Source organism: Pseudomonas sp. Irchel 3E13 (assembly GCF_900187455.1).
Lineage (GTDB): Bacteria > Pseudomonadota > Gammaproteobacteria > Pseudomonadales > Pseudomonadaceae > Aquipseudomonas.
On the sequence record NZ_FYDX01000012.1, the window covers coordinates 1 to 24369 of the forward strand.

Below are 24369 nucleotides of genomic sequence, written 5' to 3' on the forward strand. Positions count from 1 at the left end.
CGATTACATCGAGATGTTCTATAACCCTAAACGCCGACACAGCAGTGCTATGCAGCTGTCTCCAGTAGAGTATGAGAAACGCTATTTCCTGAGCTTGGAGAGTGTCTAGGAAACCAGGGGCGATTCACTGGAGTTTCTGGCTCAGCTTCCGGTTGTTGATCAGCAAGGGCATGTCCTCCAGCGGAACGGGGTGGCTGATCAGGTACCTGGTTTGTACTTTGTGGGTTTACCCAAGCAAAGGAACTTCGCCTCGGCGACACTCAGGGGCGTAGGAGATGACGCTAGCTATCTGATGCCCAGGCTGCTTGAGCACCTGAGCGAGGTTGGCGCGACGGAGAGAGACGCTTGGCTTCAGAGCAGTTGCTTACCCTAGGATACATGTTCGGTGAGTACCTTGTGGCGATCAGATATTGTTGAGTACCGTTTTGTTTCCTAAAAAAGCGGTGACAAGAAAAATTAAGTAGGTGACAAAAATCACGGCTACAAGTACGGCCATCGCGCCCTACACCGCTGGCAGCACACCGAATTGCGCGCTTTTCTGAGGCCTGGCAGTGATGGCGCCTCGTGGTATCAGTCATTTGTCACCGCCTTATTTAGCAAACGATACCGATCAGCTCGAAGCAGCGTGGCAGGCAAAGCGTGAAGCCGTCTTAGTCGACGCCGAGAGGCAGGCGCGCAGGAGGAAACAGCTCTACTTTTCCGCTCCAGATAGTTTTCCAACCCCACTTTCGCAACGCCGAACTGCGCTCAAAGTCGCGCATGAATTCGGCAGATACTCCCCTGCGGCTGGGGGACAATTCATAGCGGGGGCGCATTGCATGGTAAACGTCGAATCCCATTTTTCCGTGAATCAACTGCGTCATGACCTTTACGCGCTGAGGCCACGTCAGACATTTCCCTTTGCGGTTCGGATTTTGATAGACCATCAGATTTAAAAAAGCAGAAGCTTCGATATAGGCGTAGCTGTCCATGGATAACTGCAGATTACGTGGTGTGCCCAGACACAGAATATTATCAATCACCCAACTCACGACCTGATGAACTACTTTCCGAGATGCGAGCTCGATGGCGATCATCGTAAGTACATTGTGAGTCGCTAGTGTGGCCCGGCTCAGAAACTCATCTTGTTTAAGCTCATTTGCTTCAAGCACCAGGACTGTCAACCCAACCAACGCATCCAGGCTGGCACGCCGCTCCAACTTATCAAGTATCAATTGAGAGCTAGGCTCACGAACAGAGTATGTAGAGAATCCTGTGTTCTCCGCAGTGAACAAAACGTTAAGTATATCTATGCTCAGGCCTTTGAGTAGTCCGTCGAAATCTGGCTTGTCCCGCTCCCCGAGCTCGGACATGAGTTTCCACAAAGGATGATTCAAGTCATGAGTAGAACCAGGTGCGAGACGCTCAACCCGTGTCAATGTTTTAGCCTGTGGTGTAACTACATTTCGCTCATAGTTTGACCACTTGTTCGGGTAGCTCCTTATCGTTCCGTTAGTATTTCGTTTAAACGAATCTTCTTCGAAGTAAAACTCCAAGCCATAGGGCGACTCTATTCCGGTACGCTGTTTCAACCCCTCATACCAATAGGCGACACGCAGGTTCTCCAGCGGAGTTCTCCGCGTCCCTCCTGGCGCAACGATTTTATCGCGCGAGCTCTTTGCGAACTGTTCGTAGATTTGAATAATTCTATCTGCATCAATCATTTGAGTGAGCACTCAGCGCATTTGTGCAGTAAGAAATGTAGAAGTCCTACGGCTGGTGCGCAAGACGATGGTTCTTTACCATGAACTGTGACTACACGGGACAAATACAACGATGGAAGAGCCCACCGAAGTAGACGCCCTCGCTTTCGAGCTGGAGGTCGACCTGAAAGATCGTTATGGCCTCATGGTCGGCAGTAGCGCGCTATGGCGCGAGCTTGGGTATGCGTCTTATGAGGCTTTCCGCAAGGCGAAACAGAGGGGGACGATTGAGGTGCCCCTGTTCGACGTACCGAACCGTAGAGGCTCATTCGCGCTGTCAAAAGAAGTCGCCAGTTGGGTCGCTCGACAGCGTTGCTCACCTGCCGGCGAAAAACCCGCTCAATGAGCCCAATCCCATAGACCCCGTAGAGGTATCTGCCATGAGACCGGCCTAAAGTAATTGGCGGCATTGGGACGCAAAAAAGCCCAGGGGTGGAGCCCTAGGCTTTTTTTGGTGATCTGAGGCATTGCTTCATATACGCCACCATTCTGTGTCCCCCCGCGCCCGGCGTCAAGCCGGTCAACCCCCGTTCATCCATGAAAATCACGCGGCGTGTTCTGTGAGGAACAGCTATGCCCACCGCGCGGGAGGTGGCATGAAACTACCAATGCATGCAGTACGCGAGGTGTTACGCCTCGCCACTGATTCAACGCTTTCCAACAGAGCCATCGGCCGTATGGCCAAGCTATCCCACAACTCGGTTCGCAAGATTCGCGACCACTTGGCGCTAAGTGGCGAGCTGTGGGAGGACTTGAGAGGCTTGGGCGACGATGCTCTAGCGGGTCGGTTATGGCTTTCCCGCAAAGCGCCTGTGAACCGGAAAGCCAGGCCCCAATGGATCAATGTCCATGAGCAAATGAAGCAAGCCGATGTGACCCTGGAACTGCTCTGGCAGGAATACCGGGAATCAGAGCCAGAGGGGCTGTCCTACGCACAGTACACGCGTCTGTACCGAGAGTGGGTCAAACTGCAGAAGCTGAGCATGCGTCAGATCCACCTGCCCGGCGACAAGTGCTTTGTCGACTTCTGCGGTCGAACAGTCCCGATCACCAATCCGGCAACCGGTGCTCAATCGAATGCGCAGATCTTCGTGGCGACACTCGGGGCCTCGGGGTACTTTTTTGCCACAGCGGTCCCCAGCCAATCGGTTGCAGACTGGCTGATGTGTCATAAGCGAACCCTCGAGTTCTTCGACGGTGTTCCCCGCTACATTGTGCCGGACAATCTCAAATCTGCGGTGATCAAGAATACGCGTGAACAAGTCGTACTCAACAGAGCGTATGCGGAGTTTTCAGATCACTATAACTTTACGGTACTTCCGGCTCGCCCTCGTAAACCCAAGGACAAATCACTCGGTGAGATAGGCGTGCAGATTGTCCAGCGCTTTGTTTTGGCGCGGCTTAGATCAACTACATTTTTCTCGTACGAAGAGCTGAATGAAAAAATCATGTATTGGGTCTCGGAGCTGAACAATAGAGTAACCAGGACCTATCCGAAAAGCCGAACGTCACAATTCCGTGAAATCGAGCAACCTGCCTTGCAAGGCCTTCCGGAGCAACCGTACTCCTATTCGCAATGGGTCTATCAAGTGCGGGTTGGTAATGACTATCACGTCGCACTTGGCGAGCATAGCTATTCCGTCCCTTATCACTATGCAAGCCAGCTTGTTGATATGCGCGTGCACGGAGAGTGGCTCGAAATTCTTCATAAACACAAAGTGATCAGCTCGCACAGGGTCAACAGCGAACGCGGCACAAGTACACACCTTGAGCATCTATCGCCAAGCCATGGCCATTTCCACGATTCAAAGCCAGAGATGCTGATCGCGTGGGCAGAAACCATCGGCCCACAGACACTTATCTATGTCAGAAATAATCTTGAGCAGCGCCGAGACTTCGCTTCTGGACTGAAGGCCGTAATAGGCATTATGAGAGATGTCCGCAGAGGGGTTATCCCAGCACTGCGACTAGAGTCAGCCAGCGCCTACGCCAACTCATTGAACATTTTGGGTTCCGAACGGCTGCGATCAATTCTGCGCAACGAGTCTGACTTACGAACCGTTGCCCGAAAGCCAGTCCTACCCATTGAGCACGACAATATTCGTGGTGCGCAGTACTACGCCTCTCAAGGAGATGAACCGCTATGAGAACGATCGCCAGTACGACCGAGGAATTGAGCAATCTGGGATTGAGCGGAATGGCACAGGCCTACGAACGTCAGCTCGAAGACCCCGCTTTGCTAGCCCAGCCGTTCGATACCAGGCTTGGTCTGATGATGGACGCTGAGCGGTCTGAGCGCGAAACGCGGAAGATAGAACGTCTGCTCAAGGCAGCGAAGTTGCGAGAATCACAGGCCGTGATGGAAAGCATAGAATTCAAGGCATCCAGAGGGCTCGACAGGAACGTCGTCATGACGTTGGGCGAATGTGAATGGCTACGTCGTCGGCAGAACGTCATCATCACAGGAGCTACTGGTACCGGCAAAACCTGGCTCGCGTGTGCCCTGGGGAACCAAGCATGCCGTCAAGGGATGCACACGATCTACCGAACCGCGTCGAAACTCTTCGAAGACATCGCGCTTTCATATGCTGATCATTCGTTCCCGAAACTTCGCCGCCAACTCATCCGGGCGGAACTGCTCATCATCGATGACCTGGGCATCGGAGGGATCGACGATCAGTTGGGACGTTTTTTGCTGGATGTGATCGATCAGCAGTCACAAAACGGATCGCTGCTGGTTACGAGCCAGTATCCGCAGGAAAAATGGTATGACCTTTTCACTGACCCTACCATTGCAGACGCCACTCTTGATCGTGTCTTGCACAAGGCGCATACGATAGCGCTCAAAGGCGAATCGATGCGCAGACTGAAAAGCAGAAAGCGCTCGTAGCCTGAGTGGTCACGTCGGACGCAATTGGTCAGATCGAATGCAATTGACTGGTCAAGTGCAATGCAATCAGTTGAATCTGCGGGAAAATCGCTTTTCAAGATATGGCCGGGCCGAGGTTCGACTGGATTTCCATAGGCTTATCCAGGTAACTCAAAATGGATCCGGTCCCTCTTCAACACCGATGAATGTGATCTCCCGGGGCTCACTTTCGTGTTGCCACCCGAAGAGATAGTGCACCCACTGATACTCACCTTGATGTCGATCAGCGACGAGTAACAACGTCCACCCCGCGAGCAGGAGCCGGTTGGCGTTTTCTTCACTGCGCGTGCTGATCAGCTTCGTCGTCTTTTCAATGCTCAAGCGTGGCCACCTCAGAATGGAGAGTGCGATCAAGCCCATGACCGGACTCACGCAAACGCTACGGCCTATCATAGCCTGGCACTGGAGTTACGAATCCTAATCCCTGATTTCAGCACAGACACCTGGTTTCGAGCGATGCGAATGACTGGTCAGATCGAATGCAATTGGGTGGTCACATCGAATGCAAACAGCTGGTCAAGTCAATGCAATTACCCACGAGTGCGCAAGCGCCGATGACGCAATGCAAAAACTGCGAGAGGGTCAACCGTTGGCGTTGTTGATTACCGATGTGCGCATGCCCGGTCACTATGACGGGCTCGATCTGGCCAAAGCGGTCTGGGGTTTGCGCCCGGAGCTTCCGGTCATTATCGTTTCCGGCAATACGGTGCTCGAGCCAGGTTTTCTTCCAGCCAACGCTCGGTTCATCACCAAACCATGCACTCTGGATGCATTAAGCCACGCGATCAATGAGCTCTTAGGCCTCTGAAGCACAGAGTTAGCGGTCGAGCCCTTACACCTTGAATCGCACGCGGATGGTGCTTTTTCCGGACTGTCTGTCGATCGAGATGGCCGCAGCCCCGTATCCGCAGTAATTTTTGACCAGACGCATACCAAGGCCGGTACCGGTTGGCTTGGGGTAAGTGTCCGGGAAACCATCCCCCTCGTCTGAAACGCTGATCAGGGCGTGATCGCCGGCATCCTTCACCTCGACTTCAATGGTCCCTTTCCCGTATTTCAGCGCATTGGTGATCAACTCCGAAACCACCAGGCCTAACGGCGCCATTCGTTCTGGAGGAAGCACCAATGGGTCGGCATCTAGCTCGATTTTTCGGTCAGCCAGTGCTCGGCCTAAGTCGCCCAGCAACGCCTTGAGGTAGTCCGATGCCAGAATGGCTTGCTCTTGCGAGGCGTTGTATAGGCGCTCATGCACGGTGGCAATGGTGACGACGCGACCGGCCGCTGTTTGAAGCTGAATCCTGACAGCCTCATCGGGAGTCAGGTTGGCTTGTAGGAGCAGCAAGGTATTGACCAGATGGAGGCTGTTCTTGACCCGGTGATGGACCTCCTCGACGTCCATGTTGCTTCTGCTGAGTTGGGTGTTTTGCGCTTCTATCAGCGATAGCAACTGGGCTTCGTGATGCCGACGCTCAGTAATGTCCCGGGAGACCGCAATCACTTTTTCTACAGCGCCTTCAGGACCCAAGATAGGGGCGACAGTCACATCCCACCACTTGGGCTCAGCGAGTGCTGTAGGACAGAGGGCCTCGAAACGTGTGGACTCGCCGCTCACGACCTTTTCCAATGCATCAAGTACCAGTGATTCAGACTCTTGAGGCCATAGATGCCACCAGGATTTGCCTTTGACTTGAGCCAGGTCGCCAATCTGCATCAAACACAGGCCGGCGTCGTTCATGAATTCGATTTCCCCCTCGGTCGAAAGGACCTTCACGCAGTCGGGACTGGCGTTGAGCATGCTTTCCGAATAGGGGTTTGAAGCGGGAACGTCAGCGCCGGCGGCCAGTCTTTCCAAGGTCATCGAGATAACGTTGGATATACCTTCGAGAAAGACCAGGTCGCTTTCGATGAAGTCATCACCGTCACTACTGTCAGCTTCCAATACCCCAAAAGGGACCGAGATGCCCCGGATAGGTACGTTGATCGCGCGCTCTATGCCGTATCTCTTCAGCAGCTCTGGGGTCCGAAAACGCTCTTCCTGGCCGAGATGGTTGGAAAGCACTGGACGGTAGGTCGATATCGCGTAGCCGGCCGGGCTCGCGACATCGCCGCCTACAACCGCCCTACCGATGTCCTCCTCATCCCAGCCGACCCCGTAAGCGAGGAGGAAATCATTGGTGTCCTCAATCGGAGTAAGGACCTTGGCAAAGCGCGTTTGCATCCCCTCTGCCACCACCGTACATGCCTGATTAATCAACGGATCAAGGCTGTTCGATTTCAGCGAGTGAACACCAAACTCGACAACCAATTCATGCTGTCTCTTGAGTCGGGCATGAGTCTTTCGTAGCGCAGCCCGAATCGTCTCATCAGGAGTCGAGTGTTCCATAAACGGTGTTCCACAACGGGAGTGGGGGGTCGTTATCGTCGCACCGGCGCACTACAGAAAACAATCGCATCGATGATGGAGCTTCAGCGGCACTTGGGCAGCTCTCCAGCATAGTTCAGCCGTCGAGCGAATGTCCTGGTCCTGGACCTTTAGGAGAAGGTTTTGTCGAGGATCAAGGCGTCCGCTTTCGCCGGGCCTGATAGCGTGCCAGGAGAGATTGAACAGAGAGACCATGAACCAAAATGCTCAGCGCAACGACTGACAGAACCAGGTTGCTACTCTGCGCTGCAGCACTTGGGGGAAGCCCGTGATTTATCGCGTAGAAGAGATAGTACAAGCTGCCGATTCCCTTGATGCCGAACCAGCCCAGAAGTCCTCGCTGAGGAGCATCCAAACCTTGGCGCAAAGGTGTGAGAAAAACACTGAGTGGTCGGATGATACAGAACAATGCGCCCGCTACGATGAGCCCCTGCCAATCCCAATGCTCCAGCAGCACCACACCCAAGAGCGTGACCAGAAAGACTTCCAATGCTCGCTCAACCAGGCTGCCAAACGCCAACATATCACCCAGCATGATCGCTGCCGCGACGCGGGAGTCGTCGAGCTCTACGACATCCCCCTTTACGGCCAGCTCTGGTGCCACATGCTGGTGACCCACCACCGGCTGCACCAGATGTTCTGCCGCAGGATCTGAAGGACTCGCAGCAGTAAGCACTTCGGCCTGCCGCAGCCCGAGTCCCGCGGCGAACACGGCCAGGAAGCCATAACCCTGTATCGCCTCGGTAATGACATAAGCAAGCGTCACGAGAGCTAGGGCAAGATAATCATTAGGCGAGACAGTGCTGTCGTCGTTGCGCAAGCGCAAGTAGAGGGTCAGCTTGCCTAGGCCTCTTCCCATCCAATACCCGCACAATGCGCCGACGGAGGCTGCCCATAGCACATCCCCGAAGACCCAATGGATGAACCACGGCTCCCCGGGGTCTCGCTGTAACAGCAGCCCCAGCATTACGAAGGGAAAGGCCACACCGTCGTTCAACCCGGCCTCCCCCGACAAGCCGAAGCGCACAGGGTCATCATCCTGGGCATCTACCACCTGCACGAGGGTTGCAAGCACCGGATCTGTGGGGGCGAGAATGGCGCCAATTAGCACCGAAACGCCCCAACTCATGTTGAGTGCGTAATGAAGCAGGAGGCTTACACCTCCTATGCACAGCACGAGCACTGGGCCCGCAAGGTAGAACGCTGTCCGCCACCTGGGATTTCGAAGTGGCAAACGCAATTTGAGGCCGCTGAAGAAAAGAGAGAACAGCACGGCCACTTCGGTGAGGTGTTCCAGCCAACCACTCGCCTTAGAAAGGTCCAACTGTAGCAACCCTATAGCAGGTGAGCCGAGCGCAATGCCAAGGCCAAGACAAACCACCGAGGTGGTAACCGGTGCCCAGCGAAGATAGGACGATGACAGGGCTAGGACCAAGAGCACTGCGCCCAGCATGGCGAACCAAACGATGAAGGTCATTACCCAAACGCCTTGAAACTCAGATGGTGAGCGTTCGAGTGGGTACCGAAGCGGCTCGTTCAGCCTGTCTCCAGATGTCACTTGTCTAGCCGACCAAATGTAAAAAAAGATTTCAGGCTCTCACGACGGTCCTACGTTCTAGTACACCTAGGAGAAAGTCATGAAATTCGCGCAGTTCTGCCAATGGCTCGCCAACCGGTCGGGGAAGCCAAGTACATTTTTGATCGCCGTGGTGCTCATTGGGTTATGGGCTATCTCAGGGCCCTGGTTCCACTACAACGACACCTGGCAGCTCATCATCAACACCTCTACGACGATCGTCACTTTCCTGATGGTGTTTCTGATCCAGAACACGCAGAACAGGGATAACGACATCATCCACGTGAAGCTGGACGAGCTGATTCGCGCCACCAAGTCGGCTCAACGTTCTGTCTTGGATTTGGAAGATATGGACAGCAAAGAGCTTCGCGCGCTGCGCAGGGAATACCGCGCGATGGCTGAAAATTGCGGTCAAGCGGATTTGCAGGAGCCAAGCGCTTCTGAGGATGGAGAGCAGCGCGGAAATATCGATCAACAACGCTAGCCTGGGGCGTTTGATTGATTAAGTGAGTCAGAATGAATTTTTCTGGTACAAGCGATGTCGTAATGACATCGCGCACCAAGCCGCCTTGAAGACGGCGACAGGATGTCAACTCCGACCTGGTGCGCGTTACACGAGTCAGATGATGAAACACACGATTTCCCCTCCACCGCTTCCCCCCGTGATGCTTGTAGAAGACGAACCTGCGTTAATAGAAATCCTCACCTTTATGCTGGAGGATCTCGGCGCTGTGGTGACCAGCTTTGCAACCGCGGCTGAAGGACTCGCCGCTCTAGGTGCTCATGACTGGGCGTTGGTCCTGACGGACGTTAGAACCCCAGGGCCTGTCGATGGGCTTGCTCTTGCAACCACAGCTAGGGCAAGACTGCCGGCCGCTGGGGTCATAGTAATGAGCGGGTTCTATGAAGAGATGGGAAGATCACTGCCAATGGGAGTGTCTTTCCTGCCCAAGCCGTGGCCTTCAGAGTCTTTTGACCAACTGGTAATGCCCGTTCTCGAACAGTTCAGCAAGCGGATGTACCCAGAGTAGTGGGTTACCGGCTCAGGGCTTGTCCGATGGCGTCAATGAGTTGTTCAAGAGCCCAAGGTTTGAAAAGGAAGATGGTCCGAGGATCGAGCCCACCTGTGTCCAGGTTGAAGCCGGACGTGAAGATACAGGGCAAATCGGGCCACTTCTGTTGGATCATGGAAAGGAACTCCATACCTTTGATGCTACCAGGTAGCCCATGGTCGGCGATGGCCAGAGAGAAGCTACCGTGCTGCTCCAGTAACTCGATGAGCGCGTCATCGGCGTTATCGAATGTGGTGCAGTCACCTCCCAACTCCCGAATGATATCGGACATCAATGTCCTCAACGTCTGATCATCTTCCAGAACAAGTACCTTCATTCCGGTCAAAGACAGTCCTTTAGTCTCGAATTCCATAAGGCCTCTCGCCTGCAAAAAAGAGAGTTTTTCATGATCCTGGGTGGTAATCGACGGTAGCGTATAGCCATCGCGTCTGCTCGCACCGTCTTATTTTTGAACAGAACACCAAAGGAAGATGGTTGCGAAGAAGGTCGTCTTCGGTGTGTGGATGCGAGCCTCCACGTCCAGAGATATTCTGAGCGAAGCGGCATGACAAAATTCCCTACTCGGCGCTATGGGTACGCTCGAGGTAGGGGCGGAACTCTCGCAGAAAAATTTCGAGGGTTTTCGGCCCGATCCCGTCCAGGCTGAGAAGCCAAGTTTCAAATTGACCGGTGTCGGATGCTGTGACGACAGTTGCAAGTTTGGCGTGGAGCTCTGCCTCAAGGCGTAGCCCTAAAGCGTGGAGCCGGCGGGCTGTTGATTCGTCATAACGTGCATAGCCCGCCTGGCCCAGCAACTTTACAAGGATCTGGTGCGAGCATCCGGCCAGCTTGCTCGGTGAATCCAAACCATGTCTGTGGACCAGGGTACGATAGGCCTCCACTGCGGTGCTGGACCGAATCCTCTTTCCAATCAGAAAGCTGGCCAGCAGCCACTTGTAAACACCGACTTCATAAGCCTCTGAAATGTCGATGCCCAAAGTGGCAGCGGTAACCGTGATCACCCCTTGGTGCGCTTCGGGTCAGCGGCACGTGGATACGTCCGTTCTTCCTCGATTGTCCCGTCGGCCTTGTGGATCTTCACCGAGGCGGTTTTCCCGTCGAAGAACTCGGAAAGGTGGCCGACCAATTCAGCCTTCGTAGCAGCGCGCTTGGAAGCACGTTCAGCACCGGCTTTCTTCAGCTCCCAACCATCGGCGGTCGGGCTCACGTGATAATTTTCCACGGCTCATCCTCCTATTAGATTAGATTGATTCGCCATCGTCCTGGATGTCTTCTTCAGCTTCAGCTGCATCCGTGGCGTCGGCATCGTTCAACGGTGGAGATGTAGGCTTCTCCGGGTCGTTGATGAAAGGGACCTTGCTCGGCCCTTGCTCTTCAGAACCTTCTGTTTTTGGCTGCATAGTGCACCCTCCTTTACCCACGGTTGGAGCGCTTCGCCGCGTCTACGTTCAGTTCGATCGGTTGCACCGTCTTTCCGATCCTATGCTGCTGGTAGACGTGTTCAGCGGCCATGTTGCTTCGCAATCGATGTTGAGGCGGCTTGGCCAAGGTGGCGAGCACGTGCAACCCCCCAGTTCATCGCCCGGGTCATTGTCTCGCCGGGGCGCTTATCGAAGCCCTCCTCAGAGAGCGGCTGACCGAGCTCATCGTAAACCCCGACGAAGAGTTGGGTTTCTCCTGTCCGGGCCAAGCGTACCTGTACATCGATCAAACGCCCGTTATCCAATTTCTCACTGTGGGTTCGGTGATGAAGATTAGGATCCGCCCACTGCAAAAAGGCCTTTCCCCGGTGTTTCATTGTCTCTGCCTCCGCTTCGGCTGCTGTGTGTCTTTTGACAAAATAGCGGAGGCACCAGTCTTCTCAAATCCGTCGCCGAATTATGTGACCTGCTTCAGACGCGAGGAGCGCTCAGTCCTTTGTGAAGGAGTTTTAGGGCTGGGACACTCGCCACTCTCTATTCGGAGCAGGCGACACGTAACCGTCTACGAGGTCTGCTGAACCAATCGTTTTGGATAAACGTCAATTCAGAAACAGGCCAAGTGGACTACAGCCATGCTTGAGGATCCCGTTGCGGACGTGCTGGCATACTGCAAGGAAAATGACCTTCTGCTGACGACCGCTGAGTCATGTACTGCTGGCTACATGATCTCCCTGCTGGCAACGGTGCCTGGAACCGGCGAGGTGGTGGAGAGCGGTTATGTGGTTTATTCCCCACAAGCCAAACAACGGCTCCTGGGTGTCACCCCTGAAACCATCGAACGATATGGCTTGACCAGCGAGGCAGTCGCTTGGGAGATGGCTATTGGCGCACTAAAAGACAGCAAGGTCGATATTGCAATCGCAACTACCGGCGTTGCTGGACCTGAGCCTGAGTCGGGTATTGCTCCAGGAACATTATGTTTTGCGTGGGCTTTTGCCGGAGAGCCAATAGCAGTCTTTACCCGCTGCCAGCGCTTTTTCGGCGAGCGTAGCGAAGTCATGCGCGAAGCGGCGCTCTATGGACTTACTCAGATCCCTCATTACCACCGGCGATGGCTTCGTGGGGAGCGAGCCTGAAGGCAAAGCTGATGAGTAAAAACGAACTGTACTCCCGCGTATCCCCTGTGCATGAAGACATGCGTATGCAGCAGAGAGTCTGGACCTTCGAGCGCGTCGGCTGGTATGCCTTGGTGATCATCGTGCTGCTTGCGCTCGCTGGCGTGTTCGGCAACGGGCCGTTGAGCAATGCCGAGGCGGTCAGCGCCGATGGCAAGCTGCGCGTGCAGTACCAGCGGCTGAGCCGAACGGGGACGGTGGACAATATGCGGATCATGGTCCAGGGATCAGCGGGAAAACCGGTGACGGTGACGCTCGACGGCACTCTGCTCCGCGAGGCCAGTATCGAGACCATGCAGCCCGCGCCACTGAGCTCTATGTCCAAGGGCCAAGCGTTGCTTCTCCAGCTTGGTACGAGCGACGATGGCCTTGCCACCTTATACGTTACCGTTCGATCAGAGTATGTTGGCACGCTGCAGGGGATGGTCGAGGCTGATCCGGGCATGGCTGTCAGCTTTTCCACTTTTCTCTTTCCCTGAGGAGCGTTTCATGGACTCGATCCTCCGCGCCGCGGGCATGTATATCGCCCTCATGGTCCTATTCCGGATTGCCGGCAGACGCTCACTGGCGGACCTGACCACCTTCGATTTTGTGCTGCTGCTGATCATTGGCGAAGCGACTCAACAAGCCCTACTGGGGGAGGATTTTTCCTTCACCAACGCCATGTTGGTCATCGCCACGCTCATCGTTCTAGACGTCGGGCTGTCCTTGGCGAAACTGAACTCCCGACCCCTCGCTCGATTTCTCGACGGACATGCGACCTTAGTGGTCGAACGTGGACGCTTTCTTCACGAGAGGATGCGCCGGGCGCGACTTACCGAAGACGATATTCTGGAGTCGGCACGCACCAGTCAGGGCGTGGAGAAGGTCGAACAGATCAAGTTCGCGATCGTGGAGCGCAACGGGAAGATATCGATCATACCCGAGGAATGACTTGCGAAACGGGGACAGGTCCTGCGCCCGGATCCCGACCGGCCGAGGCGGGAAGGCCACTCCATAGCATGTTCTCAACCTTCATGCGGCTCCCCGTGCTCATTACCCGAACTTGATGGCTACGACGGCTCCAGCGAGCTGACGACATCAGACGACGGTTGTAGCAAATACTCGACTAGCGTAGCCGCGCATGCCGAAATGCCTTCCACCAGCACCATTTCGAAGCCATGGGTATTTTCAGTTGGGATGGCGATACATCCCGCCTTGGCGTCGATACCCGTACTCAGTACGGCGCTCGCATCGGAGGCGAAATCCACGAGCAATGCTGGCTGTGGCTGGTAACCGGCGCGGACGGTAGCGGCCATAAGAGCCTGAACGACGGAGCGGCTGTAATAACCTTTCTGGTCGCCGGTATTGATGATCGGGTGTGCAGACAATGAGGTGTCGTACTCCTCCAGGACCGGCCCGACTTCCACTGCAATAGTGGTGTCCCCGGGTAGCCTGGATGCGGCGTAAAGGGCGCCGGCATTCGACTCTTCCTCCAGTGTGGTACACACGAACCACACGTCCTGCTTCAGTTGCTTGCGACGTCGCTGCAGTAGCCTTGCGGTCTCTATCACCGCGACCAGTGGAGCCCTGTCGTCAAGGAAATGTGCCGCGATGCAATCCTGCACCCTGAACGGCTTACGCCAATGCTGACTGAGCACCACCCGGGTGCCTGGGCGGACGCCTGCACGTTCCAGCTCCTGCTTTGATTTGCGGGTGACGACGTAGACGTCTCGCCATTGCACATCGCCGGACAGCACATCTCGGCCACTAGGCGTGCTACCACTGTTGTGCATCGAACCATATGAGAGGACGCTAGGGAGAATTTCGTGATCCCCAAGTATATCGACGGGACAGACCCCGAATGAAACGGGCTGGGCTCCCCCCAGCGCTACCAATTCAAGGTGGCCGTCCTCCCTTACTTTTTTCACGATCATCGCAATTTCATCGAGGTGAGCCATTACGCGAATGGCCGAGTCCGGATCTACGTTCCCTGGTGCCTGGATAACCCCAAGCACGTTCCCCGCATTGTCGGTCTCCACCCTGTCGCACCAACGCTCCAACTCTCGCACACAAACTGCGCGAACCTCATCCTCCTGACCGCCAGGCCCCCTGGCAATCAGCAGCTCTTCAAGCAGTCCTTCGAGTTCCATGATCGCTCCATTCCGCTACGCCCAAGCCGACGGATAATCCGACTCTGGCGCTGTTTGCCGTCGCCAACAGCAGCCGCGGCGGCAACAGTCCAATAAACAGCAATCGCTGATCATCGGGGTGATGTACCAACGTGAATCACACCCTGATGGTCCTCTCTCACGTTGCAGAGAACTTGCCCACATCTATCGGTTGGGGCACAAACGCGGGGCCTTGGCCTGACACCCGCCATTTCACATTTGTGATGCCATAACGTTCAGCCATCGGCTTGCTCACCTTCTTGAGCGAGTGCTGGCCGAACCTCGGAATCATCCCTACTCCCGCATCGCAACTGGCCCAGTGCCAGGCTTCGGCGTTGTCCATTCGTTCGAGACGGATGATGAATGTTCTATAGCTCCCGTGCAGCTCGTATTCAATGACGTACAGCTGTGATCCTGCCATCGGATTCTCTCCATTGTTCACCCCATGTATGGAGCTATGAGAGGTCACGGAATTCACTCGAATTTCATCATCGGCAAAGATCGTCGCGGGGCGGTCGCCTAATCGCATGAGGTAGATGCAAAATACAGTTCAGGGGGGTGATTATGTTCTAACGGCCATGGCGATTAGCGCTTCTCTCTCATGCCGATGCGATGCGCCATCTCAGAGGTGATGTGTTGGTGAGTGTTCGTCAATTCTGACCAGGGATCGTCGCCTGCGAGCTCGTCCAGGCGCTCCTGAACGTTGGCAATATTCCACCTGGCTGCCGATTGCAGGTCTTGAATCTCTTCTCTGAAAATCGGAACGGATACCGGCAGCCCTTCTCTGGCTCTGGCGGAGAACACATTCGCGGTAGTGGCCCCTTTACCATTGCGCAGATAGTCAATGAAGATCTTTCCTACACGGTTTTTAGGCCCAAGTACCGCCGAGAATCGATCTGGGATGAGCTTGGCGATGTACTGCACCACCGCCTGGCTAAACGACTTCACCTCTTCCCAACCTGCTTGGGGTGTCAGTGGCACCACGATGTGGATACCTTTGCCTCCGCTTGTCTTGAGGAAAGACCGCAGTCCAAGCTCGTCGAGCACCACCAGGGTGAGTTGAGTAGCCTCGACCATTGATTTCCACGGCAGCGCTGGATCAGGGTCAAGATCGAGCACAAAGCGATCCGGCTGTTCAATGTGAGCCGTTGTGCCGTTCCAGGAATGAAGTTCGATAGTGTTCATCTGCACGGCACCTACAAGCGCTTCCACTCCGTTGATAACCATCCCGGCTTTGCCTGCTTCTGCCTTTGGCACAGTGGTGATATTGGGTATGGCGAGGCGTTCGGCATGTTTCTGGAAAAACAACTCCCCGGTGATACCTTCCGGTGCTCGCACCAGAGCGATCGGGCGATCCCTGAGATGCGGTAAAAGCCACGGAGATACCTGGGCGTAGTACTCGGTCAGGTCTCGTTTGGTCAGCCCGCTGCTAGGATCGATGACACGATCTGGGTGTGTGATACGCACTTTGCCCGGGGCGACCGTGGCGCTGCTGGCCTTGCGCGGCACCACGTCTTCCGGGACCGGCGCTGCCTTCTCGACCGTGATGTCCTGAGCTGGTTTATCGGTGCGAAGACCGTGAAAGACTGCATGCCTTACCACCCCGTCAGCCGTTATTTCCGCGAAGGTCACCTCGGCAAGCAGCTTGGGCATCAACCAATGAACACCTCGGGCATCGACGCCTTTGGGGGGATTAGCCACGGGCGTCTTCTTCCGCTCCAAGGGACGCAACGTTTTCAAAATGGTGGCGAGGGTCGACTCGGTGAAACCGGTGCCTACCTTGCCGGCATAGCGGAGCTCGCCGCTGGCCTGGTCGGTTAACGCGAGCAGCAGTGCCCCAAACCCGCTTCGGGCACCCTTGGGATGGGTATAGCCCACGATTACGAACTCCTGACGATGCTTGCACTTGAGCTTGATCCAGGAGTCGCTGCGCCTCGATACATACGGGCTTCCGGACCGCTTGCCGATAAGCCCTTCCATCCTCATTTGGCAAGCACTGTTCATCAAGGCATTGACGTCTTCAGTGAAGTCTTCAGAGAATCGAAGTAAGGGGTTCTGATTGCCTTCCAGCAGTTGGCCCAACGCAGATCTGCGCCGCTCAACCGGAACCTCGCGCAGGTCGCCGCCGTTCAAGTAGGGCAGGTCGAATAGGTAGTAAATGATGCCGTGGCTTTTGCCGGCATCGAAAGCGTTCTGCAGTAGCTGAAAGTCAGGTACGCCTTCACTATTGTGGACAACGATCTCGCCATCCAGCCACGCGGACTCCAGGCCAAGCTCCTTGATGGCCTCAGCCTGGTTTGGCAGCTTGTCAGTCCAGTCATGGCCGTTGCGCGTGAAGAAGCGGACCTCGTCCCCGTTAACCCGACAAAGCATGCGGTAGCCATCGAACTTGATTTCGAACCGCCATTCAGTGCCTTGTGGACTGGACTCCACCAGGGTTGCCAGCTGTGGGGCCAGCTTTTGGGGTAGAGGCGCCCGGACAGCTTCAAGATTCCCGCTCGGGCGCACTCCAGCCTGGCTTTCATTTTGGTCAGCGGACTTGGATTGGCCCCTTTTCCTGGGAATGAGGGTCCGATCACTTAGAACACTGTTGGGCTTCTCAACCACCACATCGAATTCGGCTAATGGGCGAGCTGCCTGGTCCTGATGCTTGATGAGGAACCATTGCTCTTGCTTGCCTTCGATGTGAGTTTTTACCAGATTCCATACGCCGGATAGCTTTTCCCCTTTCAGCTCGAATTTCAGACGACCTTTGCGATAGGCCTCGTCTGCGTCACCTTGCGGTATCCACAGGCCTCTGTCCCAAACAATCACATCGCCCGCGCCGTAGTGCCCTTTGGGGATGGTGCCTTCGAAGGTGGCGTAGTCGAGGGGATGGTCTTCAACATGCACCGAGAGTCGCTTTACCTTCGGATCGAAACAGGGGCCTTTGGGTATTGCCCAGCTTTTCAGGGTACCGTTGAGTTCCAGTCGGAAATCGTAATGCAGCCGGGAGGCATCGTGCTTTTGAACGCAGAACTGCAAAGCGTGAGGTTCGTTGCGACTAAGGTGATTGGCCGGACCAGATGATCCGGACGGCTCAGGGGTCGCTGAGAAGTCGCGCATCTGGTTGTATTTCTCCAGGCCCGGCACGCTGGTATCGGTTTGCTCTGCCGCGTCATCGGTAGCTCGACCAAGCAAGTCATTTACAAGTTGAGTGCGCGTCAGGCCGCGGGATTTCGCCTCGGCATTCAATATCTGCTCGACCATCGTGTCTCTCAGATTCTCCAGCGGTTCGCCGGCCTCCAATGACTCTCCCTCTCCCAAGGAGAGCATCTTGGACAAAGCCTCTTCGTCAGAAGCGGCGAGAACTACGAATGCCAGTGTCGAGTCCTCCATGTGACGGCCCTCTCCGAGTCAGTAATAGCCAAAGCTCTTTTCCATCTCGTTTGGAGGGAACCGCCAAAGGGATAATTCCGTTCAAATCGTCGCTCAGTCTCCGTCTGACTGGAAAACCCCAAGTCCAAGGGTGGCGCATGATTTTTCCCGCGACGACTCCACACTGGTTTTTATGAACAGCCGCGTGGCTGCCCCGGTCATCGTTACCAGTAGGGGCTCCAGGGATTTTCCAAAGAAATAAGTAGATGCAACGCTCACCTAAGGGAGTTTCCAGGGATTTCGTAGGCTCGAATGGGATCACTCCGGTGCCGAAAATTCGTCCACGCTTCTTGAGGCTGGTGGAAGCCGCAGACTACGCACACGTAATCGTCCCCCTCCATACCCAGATAATAAGCCTTCCTTATATAAACATGGGGACACAACTTTTGTTCAAGACTCTCAGGTTTTTTATTGTCATGGTCGGACCTCGGTTATCAAGAACTTCGACTGAGGCTGCCAACCAATAAATCAAGTTCGTCGCGAGGTTTAACTTAATGCGTCCTGCTTACGTGTCGGCAAGCGGTGACTCAGGAGGTTTGCCACTATGGGAAGACGAATCACCCCCGAACCGAAGCCATAGCTTCTCGTGAAAATAGAAGGCTACGGTATTACACGCCGGCTCAATGAGTGCGATTAGTCCTCCCGTTAAAACTGAGCCTGTCAACAGGTACGCTACGGTAAATGCTATGGAAAAATGAACCACACTAAAGCTCAGGGTTTTGGCTAGAGGTCCGGCTGTGTCATGTGATTTACAAGGCAGTGCTTGTAATAATATTTTCATTGCTCATCTCTGTATCAAAGGTGAGCCACCATAATGATGGCCCTGAGAGCTACCGTTTTGCTTCTTGATCCGGGTCGGCTGAACGTTGTAAGAAAGCGTGTGTAATCTGTGGGAGATGATCTTTTAGCCAGTCAGCCATGGCTATCTCTTCCTTCAAGATGGAGCGGCAGGCATCAGCCGTAACGGTATCGCCCGCATGAGTCGCAGCCTCAATCAAGACGGTATAGGACGCTATCTCCAGGTTCTCGAAAACATAACCGGCCATGGCGCCCTTTACGACTTCGTCACTCATAGTCATTCCTCCGACGGCCTGACCAAAAGCCATCAATTTGCCAGCCAAGTCTTTGAGTGTCGAAGTAGTGCCTCCAAGTCGTTCGATGCATTCCACTAATAAGCGCTGTTGTCCCTCAGTTTCAGTTATATGCTGCTCGATGCGCTCGCGCAGCTCAGGATAGTGCTCCAGACGCTCTGCTTGTGCAGTGAGCATCTTCTCAGCCTGTTGCTCCATTGCATGAGCGTCACGTAGCCAGTCCAGGAGATGCTCGTTAGGAAGGGTCATGTTGGGTCCCTCAATAGATGGTCGGAATAGTTGTGAACCACCTACCAGAGGGACGTTCATTGTGTTCGACGAACGGATCACACTAACTAATTAATTGTGCGCTAATCGAAAAAGTGAACTGCTGACACCATACCTTTCGTCTTGTAGCCCTGTTTCAATCTGCACATTTCGCAGCCGGGGCATTCAGACCAGTTATCACGTTAATTGATCGTATAAGCCTGGGAGGTTGTATGTTTATTCATAACAAACGTCTGCAATATACCGTTCGGGTCGCCGAACCTAACCCTGGTCTTGCCAACCTTCTGCTGGAGCAGTTCGGTGGGGCTCAGGGGGAACTCGCCGCCGCCAGCCGTTACTTCACTCAAGCGTTGGCAGAGGATGACCCGGGACGCAAAGATCTTCTGATGGATATCGCGACGGAAGAGCTCAGCCATCTCGAGATTGTGGGCTCGATCATTGTGATGCTGAACAAGGGTGCAAAGGGACGCCTGGCGGAAGGAGTGGAAGAAGAGGGTGAGCTCTATCGAGCGATCAATGGCGCCGGCAACGACTCTCACATTACCAGTCTCCTGTACGGCGCCGGTGCCCCGCTCACCAACTCGGCCGGTGTGCCTTGGACCGCCGCCTATATCGACACCATAGGCGAGCCCACAGCAGATTTCAGATCGAACATCGCTGCTGAGGCCCGCGCCAAAATCGTCTATGAGCGGCTGATGAATGTGACCGATGACCCAGGTGTGAAAGAGGCGTTGGGTTTCCTGATGACCCGCGAGATCGCCCATCAGCTTTCTTTTGAGAAAGCCTTGCACGCCATCCAGCCTAATTTCCCTCAGGGCAAGCTGCCAGGAATGCCTGAGTTCACCAATAAGTACTTCAACATGTCCGGCGAGCCGAATGTGCGAGGCCCTTGGAATCAGGGTGATGAATGGGAGTATGTCGAGAACCCGACTACGGCAGTGGACGGTGGTGATGGGACTGCATCGGTCACCCTCCCAGCAGATGACATGCAATTGCTTGAGGCGATGAAGTCTCGGACAGCCTCCAACCCCAACGCAAACCCGGTTACAGGCGCTGACCTCGGATCTGGTCTCGTCCAAGGCCCAGACAGCGAGTGAAGGTCATGTCGCGAAGCACTGAAGGTCGGAAATTGGGGGAGTTCCCGTTGCATTCCAAACTTGAAGGCGCGCTGGCCCACTTTGAAATGGACTCGCGTTTGGCTTGTCGAGCGCTGCGCATTCGAGGGGCCATTCATGAATTTGGCTTGGGTACGCTGCTTCCAAACGACCTACCACTTGAATCCAGGCGCAACGCAGGATCGTTGAGGCGTTCCGCACACACCACGGATTGAACACCACCGTAGGAGAATCATCATGGCTGCACGCAAGACCGTTGAAGACCTTTTCATTCACGAGCTTTCGGATGTCTACAGTGCCGAGAAGCAAATTACCAAGGCTTTGCCTCGAATGGCTCGAGCTGCCACCAACCCGCTGCTCAAGGATGCATTTACCGCTCACCTGGAAGAGACCCAAGGCCAGATAGAGCGGATCGACCAACTGATCGAAATCAGCGGGCTGAAGCTCAAGCGCATGAAGTGCGTTGCGATGGAGGGGCTCGTCGAGGAAAGTAAAGAGCTGCTCGATGAAATCGAAAAAGGGCCGGTGCTCGACGCAGCGTTGATCGGCGCCGCTCAGAAGGTTGAGCACTATGAGATTGCTTCTTACGGTACCCTCATTGCGATGGCCAAGCATCTAGGCATGAAGGAAGCGGCCGGTTTACTCGCCGACACGCTAGCGGAAGAGAAGTCCACCGACGAAAAGCTTTCCGCTATTGCCGAAGAGGGCGGCAACCAAGCGGCAACACTTCAGAAGTAATCAACGCCTAAGCGACAGGGCTCCAGGTAGCGGTTGGGGCCCTATCCAACCTCCCAGTCTCATATCTTGCAAGTTCGCATTTTTTCGAAATCCAGCACAAAACCCGGCCACACATCGCAGATTATCAGCAGCCGTAATCCTCTTTCGTAGGAGCGTTAAACTCGGATCCCGCCACGGCCTCCAAGTAGCTTTTATCAGCAAGCACCCGTAGATCTCGCCACTGCCGCCAGTCAACCAGTCCCTGCCGATCCATCTCGTCAGCACGCCTTAGGAGCTCATCGTGATACGCGTTCGGGTAGTCCCGGCGCAGTCGATGATCGTCATAGATGGAGAACCAGTCATCCACATAGTGGGACACACTATCTGTACGCCGCACTGATCCGCTTCTCGCATTCATCGCTGTACCCTCGCTCTATGCAATGGAGAGTCAGCACGCAATAGGGGTTCAGGGAAATGAGGTCAGCGGTCAGGATTCGGTATCCACTCCCTTTCCAGGAGCTGGGTTTCTGCAGGGTGCACGCAGTGCGGACTCATCGGAACCCAGTATTTCAGTCGCATTTATTTCGAAAAATTCGCATTTAATTCGAAATCCGACAACTATGACAAATTGGATTGCAGCTGATGCGAGTCATTCGAGTAGTGTGTAGTTCATCCGAGCCAACTCAAAACGGATCCGGCCCTTCTTCAGCTCCAACGAACGTTATCTCCAAGGGCTCGCTCTCGTGTTGCCACCCGAAGAGATAATGCACCCACTCAATATCGCCTTGATGTCGATCAGCCACTAGTAACAACGTCCACCCTGCGACGAGGAGTCTGTTGGCATTTATCTCGCTGCGGGTACTGATCAGCTTTGTTGTCTTTTCAATGCTCAAGCACGGCCACCTTAGGATGAGCGAGCGATCAAGCCCAGAATTGGAAGCCCGTAAAGGCATGGCCAATCATAGCTCGACGATCAGGTTGTGTATCCGCCCCATCGATCATCAACACCCGCACCTGGTACCCGCCGATGCAAATGACGGGTCAGATCGAATGCAATTGAGTGGTCAAGCACCCGTGGCTCTCGCCACTGCCGTCAGTCGAAGCTTTCTAGATATTGACGGATTTGAGGACGCTCTCAAAAAAACGCGGAACTTCATCCTGCTAGCCGCCCAACAGGCTCAACGTCAGGGCAGCTTGAAAGGGCAGCATCTAGAAAGCGACTGCTTCTTAAAGATCGCTTTGCTAAAACAGCTCTTGCTTCGACTCGCAACCTCTCTTCCGTGGGAGCGGGCGTTTCCTGCTTGTGTTTTTCACCAGAAATTTCCCCCATGATCACGAGCCGCATTTCCGGCATCTATCACCAGCACGCTCCTAAAAGCTCAAGGATCAGCTATCCGTCCCGGGCGGGAAGCGAAGCCAATCGAATGATACTATCCCGATCACTCCTTGATTCACTCTATAAAACCTCTGTGAAAAAGCGCTTTGATAGTCTGCAGATCGAAGCCAGCCGACCTAAGAGTACCCAGTAATCGTGATATCAGAGAGACTTACCAGAAAGCATAGAATAGCTGAACAATGTTTCAGATCTCGCCCCCTCCTGGGCGAGTACTTCTGCATCCCCGTAGATGTAGGTCCGGTCACCAAGAACCTGATAAACGTGGGCTACACCCTCAGCAGACTCATAACGCAGGATGGCCTCTAGGGGCTCCATCATCCATCGTCCGGAGTTGTTAACGTGATCTGGACTAACGAGCAGTACGCTTTCCAGCAGCAATCCTTCCCCCTGACTATCCACCAGTGATCGCAGCAACTGATCGCTGCTAAGCATTACCATCGAATGCAGCGGAAAATCTTCGACTTGTTCGGACATAGCCGCGTAGAACCACGGGCGATGGATATTGTGTTCCACGTAGCTCCATGTAGCGGGGCCTTCTCCAAAAAGTCCGGATAGGTCGACTTTCGCTTGCTCGTGGGTCAAAAACATCTGCGCATTCCTAAAAATATACTACTTATAGCATAGAAACTGTTACGTCGAAACGGCTTCATCGTTCCCTTTGCGAGTCGTTGAAATGCGAGCGGAACTAAAGCAAGCGCTGGGAGAGGTGCTCAAGTCGTACCGGTTGAATCGGAATTTCTCTCAAGAAGGTATGGGGCCAAGCCAGACCTACATCAGCAATATCGAACGAGGCCGGTGGAGCGCGTCACTCGACAAAATCGAGCAGATGTCTAATGTTCTGGGCGTACACCCCGCCAGTATCATCATCGCCGGTTACCTCACCGCAGAGGATGCTAAGAGTTCGGACGAAACTCTTGAGCGAATTCGTGCGGAGTTGAGAGAGATTGGGCTATAACCGAAATCTGTCTGTGCGCCTTATGCCTCACAGCGAGGTGGATGTCACCGGCCTAGCTGGCTCTTGTTATTGAGCGTCCTCTGCAGAACCACGGGCCGTAGTCTCCATGGTTGTGGCATCAACCCCAAATGCCCGCGTAGCAGACCCCCTTAACGGCGCCATCTGCTATTCGGTGCCTAATACCTGCATTGACTTAAAGTATCTAATTGGAGGCGGTGATCCGACCGTGACATTCGCCAAGACCGATGCTGGTCACGCCATCGCGCACGCAACGAATCCGATGGATGATTTCGTCGCCGTGCTTAAGGAACTTGCGCATCTCCCCACTGGCCAGCTTCACCGGGTATTTTCGTAATCGGTAATCTCCAGCATGCTGCCGAACGAGCCAGGATGGAACCGGATGAGGTGCCCGACCCGAGCAGGTCGCGTGGTGTAGCTGACAGCTGTTGACGCTGTAATGGGCGATCAACTCCGCCACGGCCCAATACATGTTGAGCGTAGTCCCAATCGGGCTATTGCTTCCCGCCCACCTTATTTTGAAGCTGTGAAACCGGGCGCTCCAACATCGATCGCGTTAGCCCGTGCATATCCGCATTTGCTTGCCAGATCAAAAACCGGCTATGCATATCTCGAACAGCAGCTAGCAGCTTCTGATTGGTCGCTGTCAGTTTCTCAATATGCTCGTTGGCTGCCTGAATATCGCTAATCCAGCCCGGCTTCAACTTCTGAGCCTTCAATGCTACCTTGCAATTTTTCATCGCTAAATTCACGGCAGGTAGATTCATCAGTGACTGGCGAGCACGACTGATACCCAGTTTTTCTTTGCAGGCCTCAACGAGCAAAGGCCAGGTCAGTTTCGGTTCTGACCATTCTTCGATTAGTTGAATGATGCTTTTCTCATCCTTTGGCGTTAGATGCCCCAT

Annotated in this window: 30 protein-coding genes and 1 pseudogene; 14 read left to right on the top strand and 17 right to left on the bottom strand. The window is 54.6% G+C overall.

From position 1 onward, the window contains the following. On the top strand, nucleotides 1-109 hold a 109-nt coding region (locus CKW37_RS20965), incomplete at its 5' end, for an IS3 family transposase (RefSeq protein WP_135192744.1). Between the two features lie 541 nt (nucleotides 110-650). Here CKW37_RS20965 and CKW37_RS20975 read toward each other — a convergent pair. Then, nucleotides 651-1703, bottom strand: a complete 1053-nt coding sequence (locus CKW37_RS20975; protein WP_095158042.1) for a hypothetical protein — start codon at nucleotides 1701-1703, stop codon at nucleotides 651-653. A gap of 112 nt (nucleotides 1704-1815) precedes the next feature. On the opposite strand from CKW37_RS20975, the gene CKW37_RS20980 reads away from it, so the two are divergent. The 3 genes from CKW37_RS20980 (at nucleotide 1816) to istB (ending at nucleotide 4632) form a co-directional block, all read left to right on the top strand. After that, on the top strand, nucleotides 1816-2088 hold the full coding sequence (locus CKW37_RS20980; protein WP_095158044.1) for a hypothetical protein: 273 nt from the start codon (nucleotides 1816-1818) through the stop codon (nucleotides 2086-2088). Nucleotides 2089-2338: 250 nt separating this feature from the next. After that, nucleotides 2339-3889: an IS21 family transposase gene (gene istA, locus CKW37_RS20985; RefSeq protein ID WP_095158046.1), complete on the top strand. Its 1551-nt coding sequence runs from the start codon at nucleotides 2339-2341 to the stop codon at nucleotides 3887-3889. Further along, nucleotides 3886-4632: an IS21-like element helper ATPase IstB gene (gene istB / locus CKW37_RS20990; protein WP_095158048.1), complete on the top strand. Its 747-nt coding sequence runs from the start codon at nucleotides 3886-3888 to the stop codon at nucleotides 4630-4632. The genes istA and istB overlap by 4 nt, the downstream gene beginning before the upstream one ends. 150 nt (nucleotides 4633-4782) lie before the next feature. Here the strand turns inward: istB and CKW37_RS20995 are convergent, their stop codons facing one another. Further along, nucleotides 4783-4992: a hypothetical protein gene (locus CKW37_RS20995; protein ID WP_143502061.1), complete on the bottom strand. Its 210-nt coding sequence runs from the start codon at nucleotides 4990-4992 to the stop codon at nucleotides 4783-4785. Between the two features lie 181 nt (nucleotides 4993-5173). Here CKW37_RS20995 and CKW37_RS21000 point away from each other — a divergent pair, with 181 nt between their 5' ends. Continuing rightward, a complete protein-coding gene (locus tag CKW37_RS21000) occupies nucleotides 5174-5479 on the top strand; it encodes a response regulator (protein ID WP_095158052.1) in 306 nt (101 codons plus the stop codon). Between the two features lie 24 nt (nucleotides 5480-5503). Here CKW37_RS21000 and CKW37_RS21005 read toward each other — a convergent pair whose 3' ends face one another. Both CKW37_RS21005 and CKW37_RS21010 read right to left on the bottom strand, forming a co-directional pair. Continuing rightward, nucleotides 5504-7054 (bottom strand): sensor histidine kinase, encoded by a 1551-nt coding sequence (locus tag CKW37_RS21005; protein WP_095158054.1) that lies wholly within the window; start codon nucleotides 7052-7054, stop codon nucleotides 5504-5506. Between the two features lie 172 nt (nucleotides 7055-7226). Beyond that, on the bottom strand, nucleotides 7227-8570 hold the full coding sequence (locus CKW37_RS21010; protein WP_095158056.1) for a sodium:proton antiporter: 1344 nt from the start codon (nucleotides 8568-8570) through the stop codon (nucleotides 7227-7229). A gap of 160 nt (nucleotides 8571-8730) precedes the next feature. On the opposite strand from CKW37_RS21010, the gene CKW37_RS21015 reads away from it, so the two are divergent. After that, nucleotides 8731-9153: a low affinity iron permease family protein gene (locus tag CKW37_RS21015; protein WP_095158058.1), complete on the top strand. Its 423-nt coding sequence runs from the start codon at nucleotides 8731-8733 to the stop codon at nucleotides 9151-9153. A 142-nt stretch (nucleotides 9154-9295) separates the two neighbouring features. Next, complete coding sequence (locus tag CKW37_RS21020) at nucleotides 9296-9700, top strand: response regulator (RefSeq protein WP_095158385.1); 405 nt, start codon at nucleotides 9296-9298, stop codon at nucleotides 9698-9700. Between the two features lie 4 nt (nucleotides 9701-9704). On the opposite strand, the gene CKW37_RS21025 is transcribed toward CKW37_RS21020, so the two are convergent. From CKW37_RS21025 to CKW37_RS33300, 5 genes are all read right to left on the bottom strand, one after another. Next, the gene (locus tag CKW37_RS21025; RefSeq protein WP_095158060.1) at nucleotides 9705-10094 is read right to left on the bottom strand and encodes a response regulator; all 390 of its coding nucleotides are present in this window, start codon (nucleotides 10092-10094) and stop codon (nucleotides 9705-9707) included. Nucleotides 10095-10299: 205 nt separating this feature from the next. Continuing rightward, nucleotides 10300-10743, bottom strand: coding sequence for a DNA methylase (locus CKW37_RS21030; RefSeq protein ID WP_095158062.1), 444 nt, complete (start codon nucleotides 10741-10743; stop codon nucleotides 10300-10302). Further along, a complete protein-coding gene (locus CKW37_RS21035; protein ID WP_095158064.1) occupies nucleotides 10740-10964 on the bottom strand; it encodes a DUF2188 domain-containing protein in 225 nt (74 codons plus the stop codon). Before CKW37_RS21035 ends, CKW37_RS21030 begins: the two co-directional genes overlap by 4 nt. Before the next feature lie 19 nt (nucleotides 10965-10983). Next, entirely contained in the window at nucleotides 10984-11142 is a 159-nt protein-coding gene (locus CKW37_RS32995; RefSeq protein WP_177454456.1) for a hypothetical protein, read from the bottom strand. Between the two features lie 101 nt (nucleotides 11143-11243). Continuing rightward, complete coding sequence (locus tag CKW37_RS33300; protein WP_095158066.1) at nucleotides 11244-11540, bottom strand: hypothetical protein; 297 nt, start codon at nucleotides 11538-11540, stop codon at nucleotides 11244-11246. Nucleotides 11541-11795: 255 nt separating this feature from the next. On the opposite strand from CKW37_RS33300, the gene CKW37_RS21045 reads away from it, so the two are divergent. Genes CKW37_RS21045 through CKW37_RS21055 form a run of 3 tightly spaced genes read left to right on the top strand, consistent with a single transcriptional unit; the run spans nucleotide 11796 to nucleotide 13271 of the window. Continuing rightward, a complete protein-coding gene (locus CKW37_RS21045) occupies nucleotides 11796-12299 on the top strand; it encodes a CinA family protein (RefSeq protein ID WP_095158068.1) in 504 nt (167 codons plus the stop codon). An 11-nt stretch (nucleotides 12300-12310) separates the two neighbouring features. Then, nucleotides 12311-12817, top strand: a complete 507-nt coding sequence (locus CKW37_RS21050; protein WP_095158070.1) for a hypothetical protein — start codon at nucleotides 12311-12313, stop codon at nucleotides 12815-12817. A gap of 10 nt (nucleotides 12818-12827) precedes the next feature. Continuing rightward, the gene (locus CKW37_RS21055) at nucleotides 12828-13271 is read left to right on the top strand and encodes a DUF421 domain-containing protein (RefSeq protein WP_095158072.1); all 444 of its coding nucleotides are present in this window, start codon (nucleotides 12828-12830) and stop codon (nucleotides 13269-13271) included. Nucleotides 13272-13390: 119 nt separating this feature from the next. Here the strand turns inward: CKW37_RS21055 and CKW37_RS21060 are convergent, their stop codons facing one another. The 5 genes from CKW37_RS21060 to CKW37_RS21080 form a co-directional block, all read right to left on the bottom strand. Next, complete coding sequence (locus tag CKW37_RS21060) at nucleotides 13391-14470, bottom strand: M28 family peptidase (RefSeq protein ID WP_095158074.1); 1080 nt, start codon at nucleotides 14468-14470, stop codon at nucleotides 13391-13393. 157 nt (nucleotides 14471-14627) lie between these two features. Next, nucleotides 14628-14909: a DUF6555 family protein gene (locus tag CKW37_RS21065; protein ID WP_095158077.1), complete on the bottom strand. Its 282-nt coding sequence runs from the start codon at nucleotides 14907-14909 to the stop codon at nucleotides 14628-14630. Nucleotides 14910-15073: 164 nt separating this feature from the next. Next, the gene (gene ligD, locus CKW37_RS21070; RefSeq protein WP_371864320.1) at nucleotides 15074-17593 is read right to left on the bottom strand and encodes a DNA ligase D; all 2520 of its coding nucleotides are present in this window, start codon (nucleotides 17591-17593) and stop codon (nucleotides 15074-15076) included. A gap of 817 nt (nucleotides 17594-18410) precedes the next feature. After that, nucleotides 18411-18686: a DUF2061 domain-containing protein gene (locus tag CKW37_RS21075; protein WP_095158081.1), complete on the bottom strand. Its 276-nt coding sequence runs from the start codon at nucleotides 18684-18686 to the stop codon at nucleotides 18411-18413. A 49-nt stretch (nucleotides 18687-18735) separates the two neighbouring features. Further along, nucleotides 18736-19245 carry a ferritin-like domain-containing protein gene (locus CKW37_RS21080; RefSeq protein ID WP_095158083.1) on the bottom strand — a complete coding sequence of 170 codons (510 nt, stop codon included), beginning with the start codon at nucleotides 19243-19245 and terminating at the stop codon, nucleotides 18736-18738. Between the two features lie 230 nt (nucleotides 19246-19475). On the opposite strand from CKW37_RS21080, the gene CKW37_RS21085 reads away from it, so the two are divergent. From CKW37_RS21085 to CKW37_RS32805, 3 genes are all read left to right on the top strand, one after another. Next, nucleotides 19476-20360, top strand: coding sequence for a manganese catalase family protein (locus CKW37_RS21085; protein WP_095158085.1), 885 nt, complete (start codon nucleotides 19476-19478; stop codon nucleotides 20358-20360). Nucleotides 20361-20615: 255 nt separating this feature from the next. After that, on the top strand, nucleotides 20616-21116 hold the full coding sequence (locus CKW37_RS21090; protein ID WP_095158087.1) for a ferritin-like domain-containing protein: 501 nt from the start codon (nucleotides 20616-20618) through the stop codon (nucleotides 21114-21116). 816 nt (nucleotides 21117-21932) lie between these two features. Further along, nucleotides 21933-22427 (top strand): hypothetical protein, encoded by a 495-nt coding sequence (locus CKW37_RS32805; protein ID WP_159985283.1) that lies wholly within the window; start codon nucleotides 21933-21935, stop codon nucleotides 22425-22427. Between the two features lie 205 nt (nucleotides 22428-22632). Here CKW37_RS32805 and CKW37_RS21105 read toward each other — a convergent pair whose 3' ends face one another. Next, nucleotides 22633-23079 carry a hypothetical protein gene (locus CKW37_RS21105; protein WP_095158094.1) on the bottom strand — a complete coding sequence of 149 codons (447 nt, stop codon included), beginning with the start codon at nucleotides 23077-23079 and terminating at the stop codon, nucleotides 22633-22635. An 85-nt stretch (nucleotides 23080-23164) separates the two neighbouring features. Between CKW37_RS21105 and CKW37_RS33730 the strand changes: the two genes are divergently transcribed. Next, nucleotides 23165-23446, top strand: a complete 282-nt coding sequence (locus CKW37_RS33730; RefSeq protein ID WP_095158096.1) for a helix-turn-helix transcriptional regulator — start codon at nucleotides 23165-23167, stop codon at nucleotides 23444-23446. Nucleotides 23447-23648: 202 nt separating this feature from the next. Here CKW37_RS33730 and CKW37_RS33735 read toward each other — a convergent pair. Further along, a pseudogene (locus CKW37_RS33735) lies at nucleotides 23649-23945 on the bottom strand (fumarylacetoacetate hydrolase family protein); the annotation flags it as partial. A 13-nt stretch (nucleotides 23946-23958) separates the two neighbouring features. After that, on the bottom strand, nucleotides 23959-24369 hold the full coding sequence (locus tag CKW37_RS21115) for a hypothetical protein (RefSeq protein ID WP_095158098.1): 411 nt from the start codon (nucleotides 24367-24369) through the stop codon (nucleotides 23959-23961).

Bases quoted from the DNA above. Each gene is read 5' to 3' on its own strand.
- CKW37_RS20975 (WP_095158042.1), bottom strand. From the start codon at position 1,703: ATGATTGATGCAGATAGAATTATTCAAATCTACGAACAGTTCGCAAAG.
- CKW37_RS20980 (WP_095158044.1), top strand. From the start codon at position 1,816: ATGGAAGAGCCCACCGAAGTAGACGCCCTCGCTTTCGAGCTGGAGGTC.
- istA (WP_095158046.1), top strand. From the start codon at position 2,339: ATGAAACTACCAATGCATGCAGTACGCGAGGTGTTACGCCTCGCCACT.
- istB (WP_095158048.1), top strand. From the start codon at position 3,886: ATGAGAACGATCGCCAGTACGACCGAGGAATTGAGCAATCTGGGATTG.
- CKW37_RS21000 (WP_095158052.1), top strand. From the start codon at position 5,174: ATGCAAACAGCTGGTCAAGTCAATGCAATTACCCACGAGTGCGCAAGC.
- CKW37_RS21005 (WP_095158054.1), bottom strand. From the start codon at position 7,054: ATGGAACACTCGACTCCTGATGAGACGATTCGGGCTGCGCTACGAAAG.
- CKW37_RS21010 (WP_095158056.1), bottom strand. From the start codon at position 8,570: ATGACCTTCATCGTTTGGTTCGCCATGCTGGGCGCAGTGCTCTTGGTC.
- CKW37_RS21015 (WP_095158058.1), top strand. From the start codon at position 8,731: ATGAAATTCGCGCAGTTCTGCCAATGGCTCGCCAACCGGTCGGGGAAG.
- CKW37_RS21020 (WP_095158385.1), top strand. From the start codon at position 9,296: ATGAAACACACGATTTCCCCTCCACCGCTTCCCCCCGTGATGCTTGTA.
- CKW37_RS21025 (WP_095158060.1), bottom strand. From the start codon at position 10,094: ATGGAATTCGAGACTAAAGGACTGTCTTTGACCGGAATGAAGGTACTT.
- CKW37_RS32995 (WP_177454456.1), bottom strand. From the start codon at position 11,142: ATGCAGCCAAAAACAGAAGGTTCTGAAGAGCAAGGGCCGAGCAAGGTC.
- CKW37_RS33300 (WP_095158066.1), bottom strand. From the start codon at position 11,540: ATGAAACACCGGGGAAAGGCCTTTTTGCAGTGGGCGGATCCTAATCTT.
- CKW37_RS21045 (WP_095158068.1), top strand. From the start codon at position 11,796: ATGCTTGAGGATCCCGTTGCGGACGTGCTGGCATACTGCAAGGAAAAT.
- CKW37_RS21050 (WP_095158070.1), top strand. From the start codon at position 12,311: ATGAGTAAAAACGAACTGTACTCCCGCGTATCCCCTGTGCATGAAGAC.
- CKW37_RS21055 (WP_095158072.1), top strand. From the start codon at position 12,828: ATGGACTCGATCCTCCGCGCCGCGGGCATGTATATCGCCCTCATGGTC.
- CKW37_RS21060 (WP_095158074.1), bottom strand. From the start codon at position 14,470: ATGGAACTCGAAGGACTGCTTGAAGAGCTGCTGATTGCCAGGGGGCCT.
- CKW37_RS21065 (WP_095158077.1), bottom strand. From the start codon at position 14,909: ATGGCAGGATCACAGCTGTACGTCATTGAATACGAGCTGCACGGGAGC.
- ligD (WP_371864320.1), bottom strand. From the start codon at position 17,593: ATGCGCGACTTCTCAGCGACCCCTGAGCCGTCCGGATCATCTGGTCCG.
- CKW37_RS21075 (WP_095158081.1), bottom strand. From the start codon at position 18,686: ATGAAAATATTATTACAAGCACTGCCTTGTAAATCACATGACACAGCC.
- CKW37_RS21080 (WP_095158083.1), bottom strand. From the start codon at position 19,245: ATGACCCTTCCTAACGAGCATCTCCTGGACTGGCTACGTGACGCTCAT.
- CKW37_RS21085 (WP_095158085.1), top strand. From the start codon at position 19,476: ATGTTTATTCATAACAAACGTCTGCAATATACCGTTCGGGTCGCCGAA.
- CKW37_RS21090 (WP_095158087.1), top strand. From the start codon at position 20,616: ATGGCTGCACGCAAGACCGTTGAAGACCTTTTCATTCACGAGCTTTCG.
- CKW37_RS21105 (WP_095158094.1), bottom strand. From the start codon at position 23,079: ATGTTTTTGACCCACGAGCAAGCGAAAGTCGACCTATCCGGACTTTTT.
- CKW37_RS33730 (WP_095158096.1), top strand. From the start codon at position 23,165: ATGCGAGCGGAACTAAAGCAAGCGCTGGGAGAGGTGCTCAAGTCGTAC.
- CKW37_RS21115 (WP_095158098.1), bottom strand. From the start codon at position 24,369: ATGGGGCATCTAACGCCAAAGGATGAGAAAAGCATCATTCAACTAATC.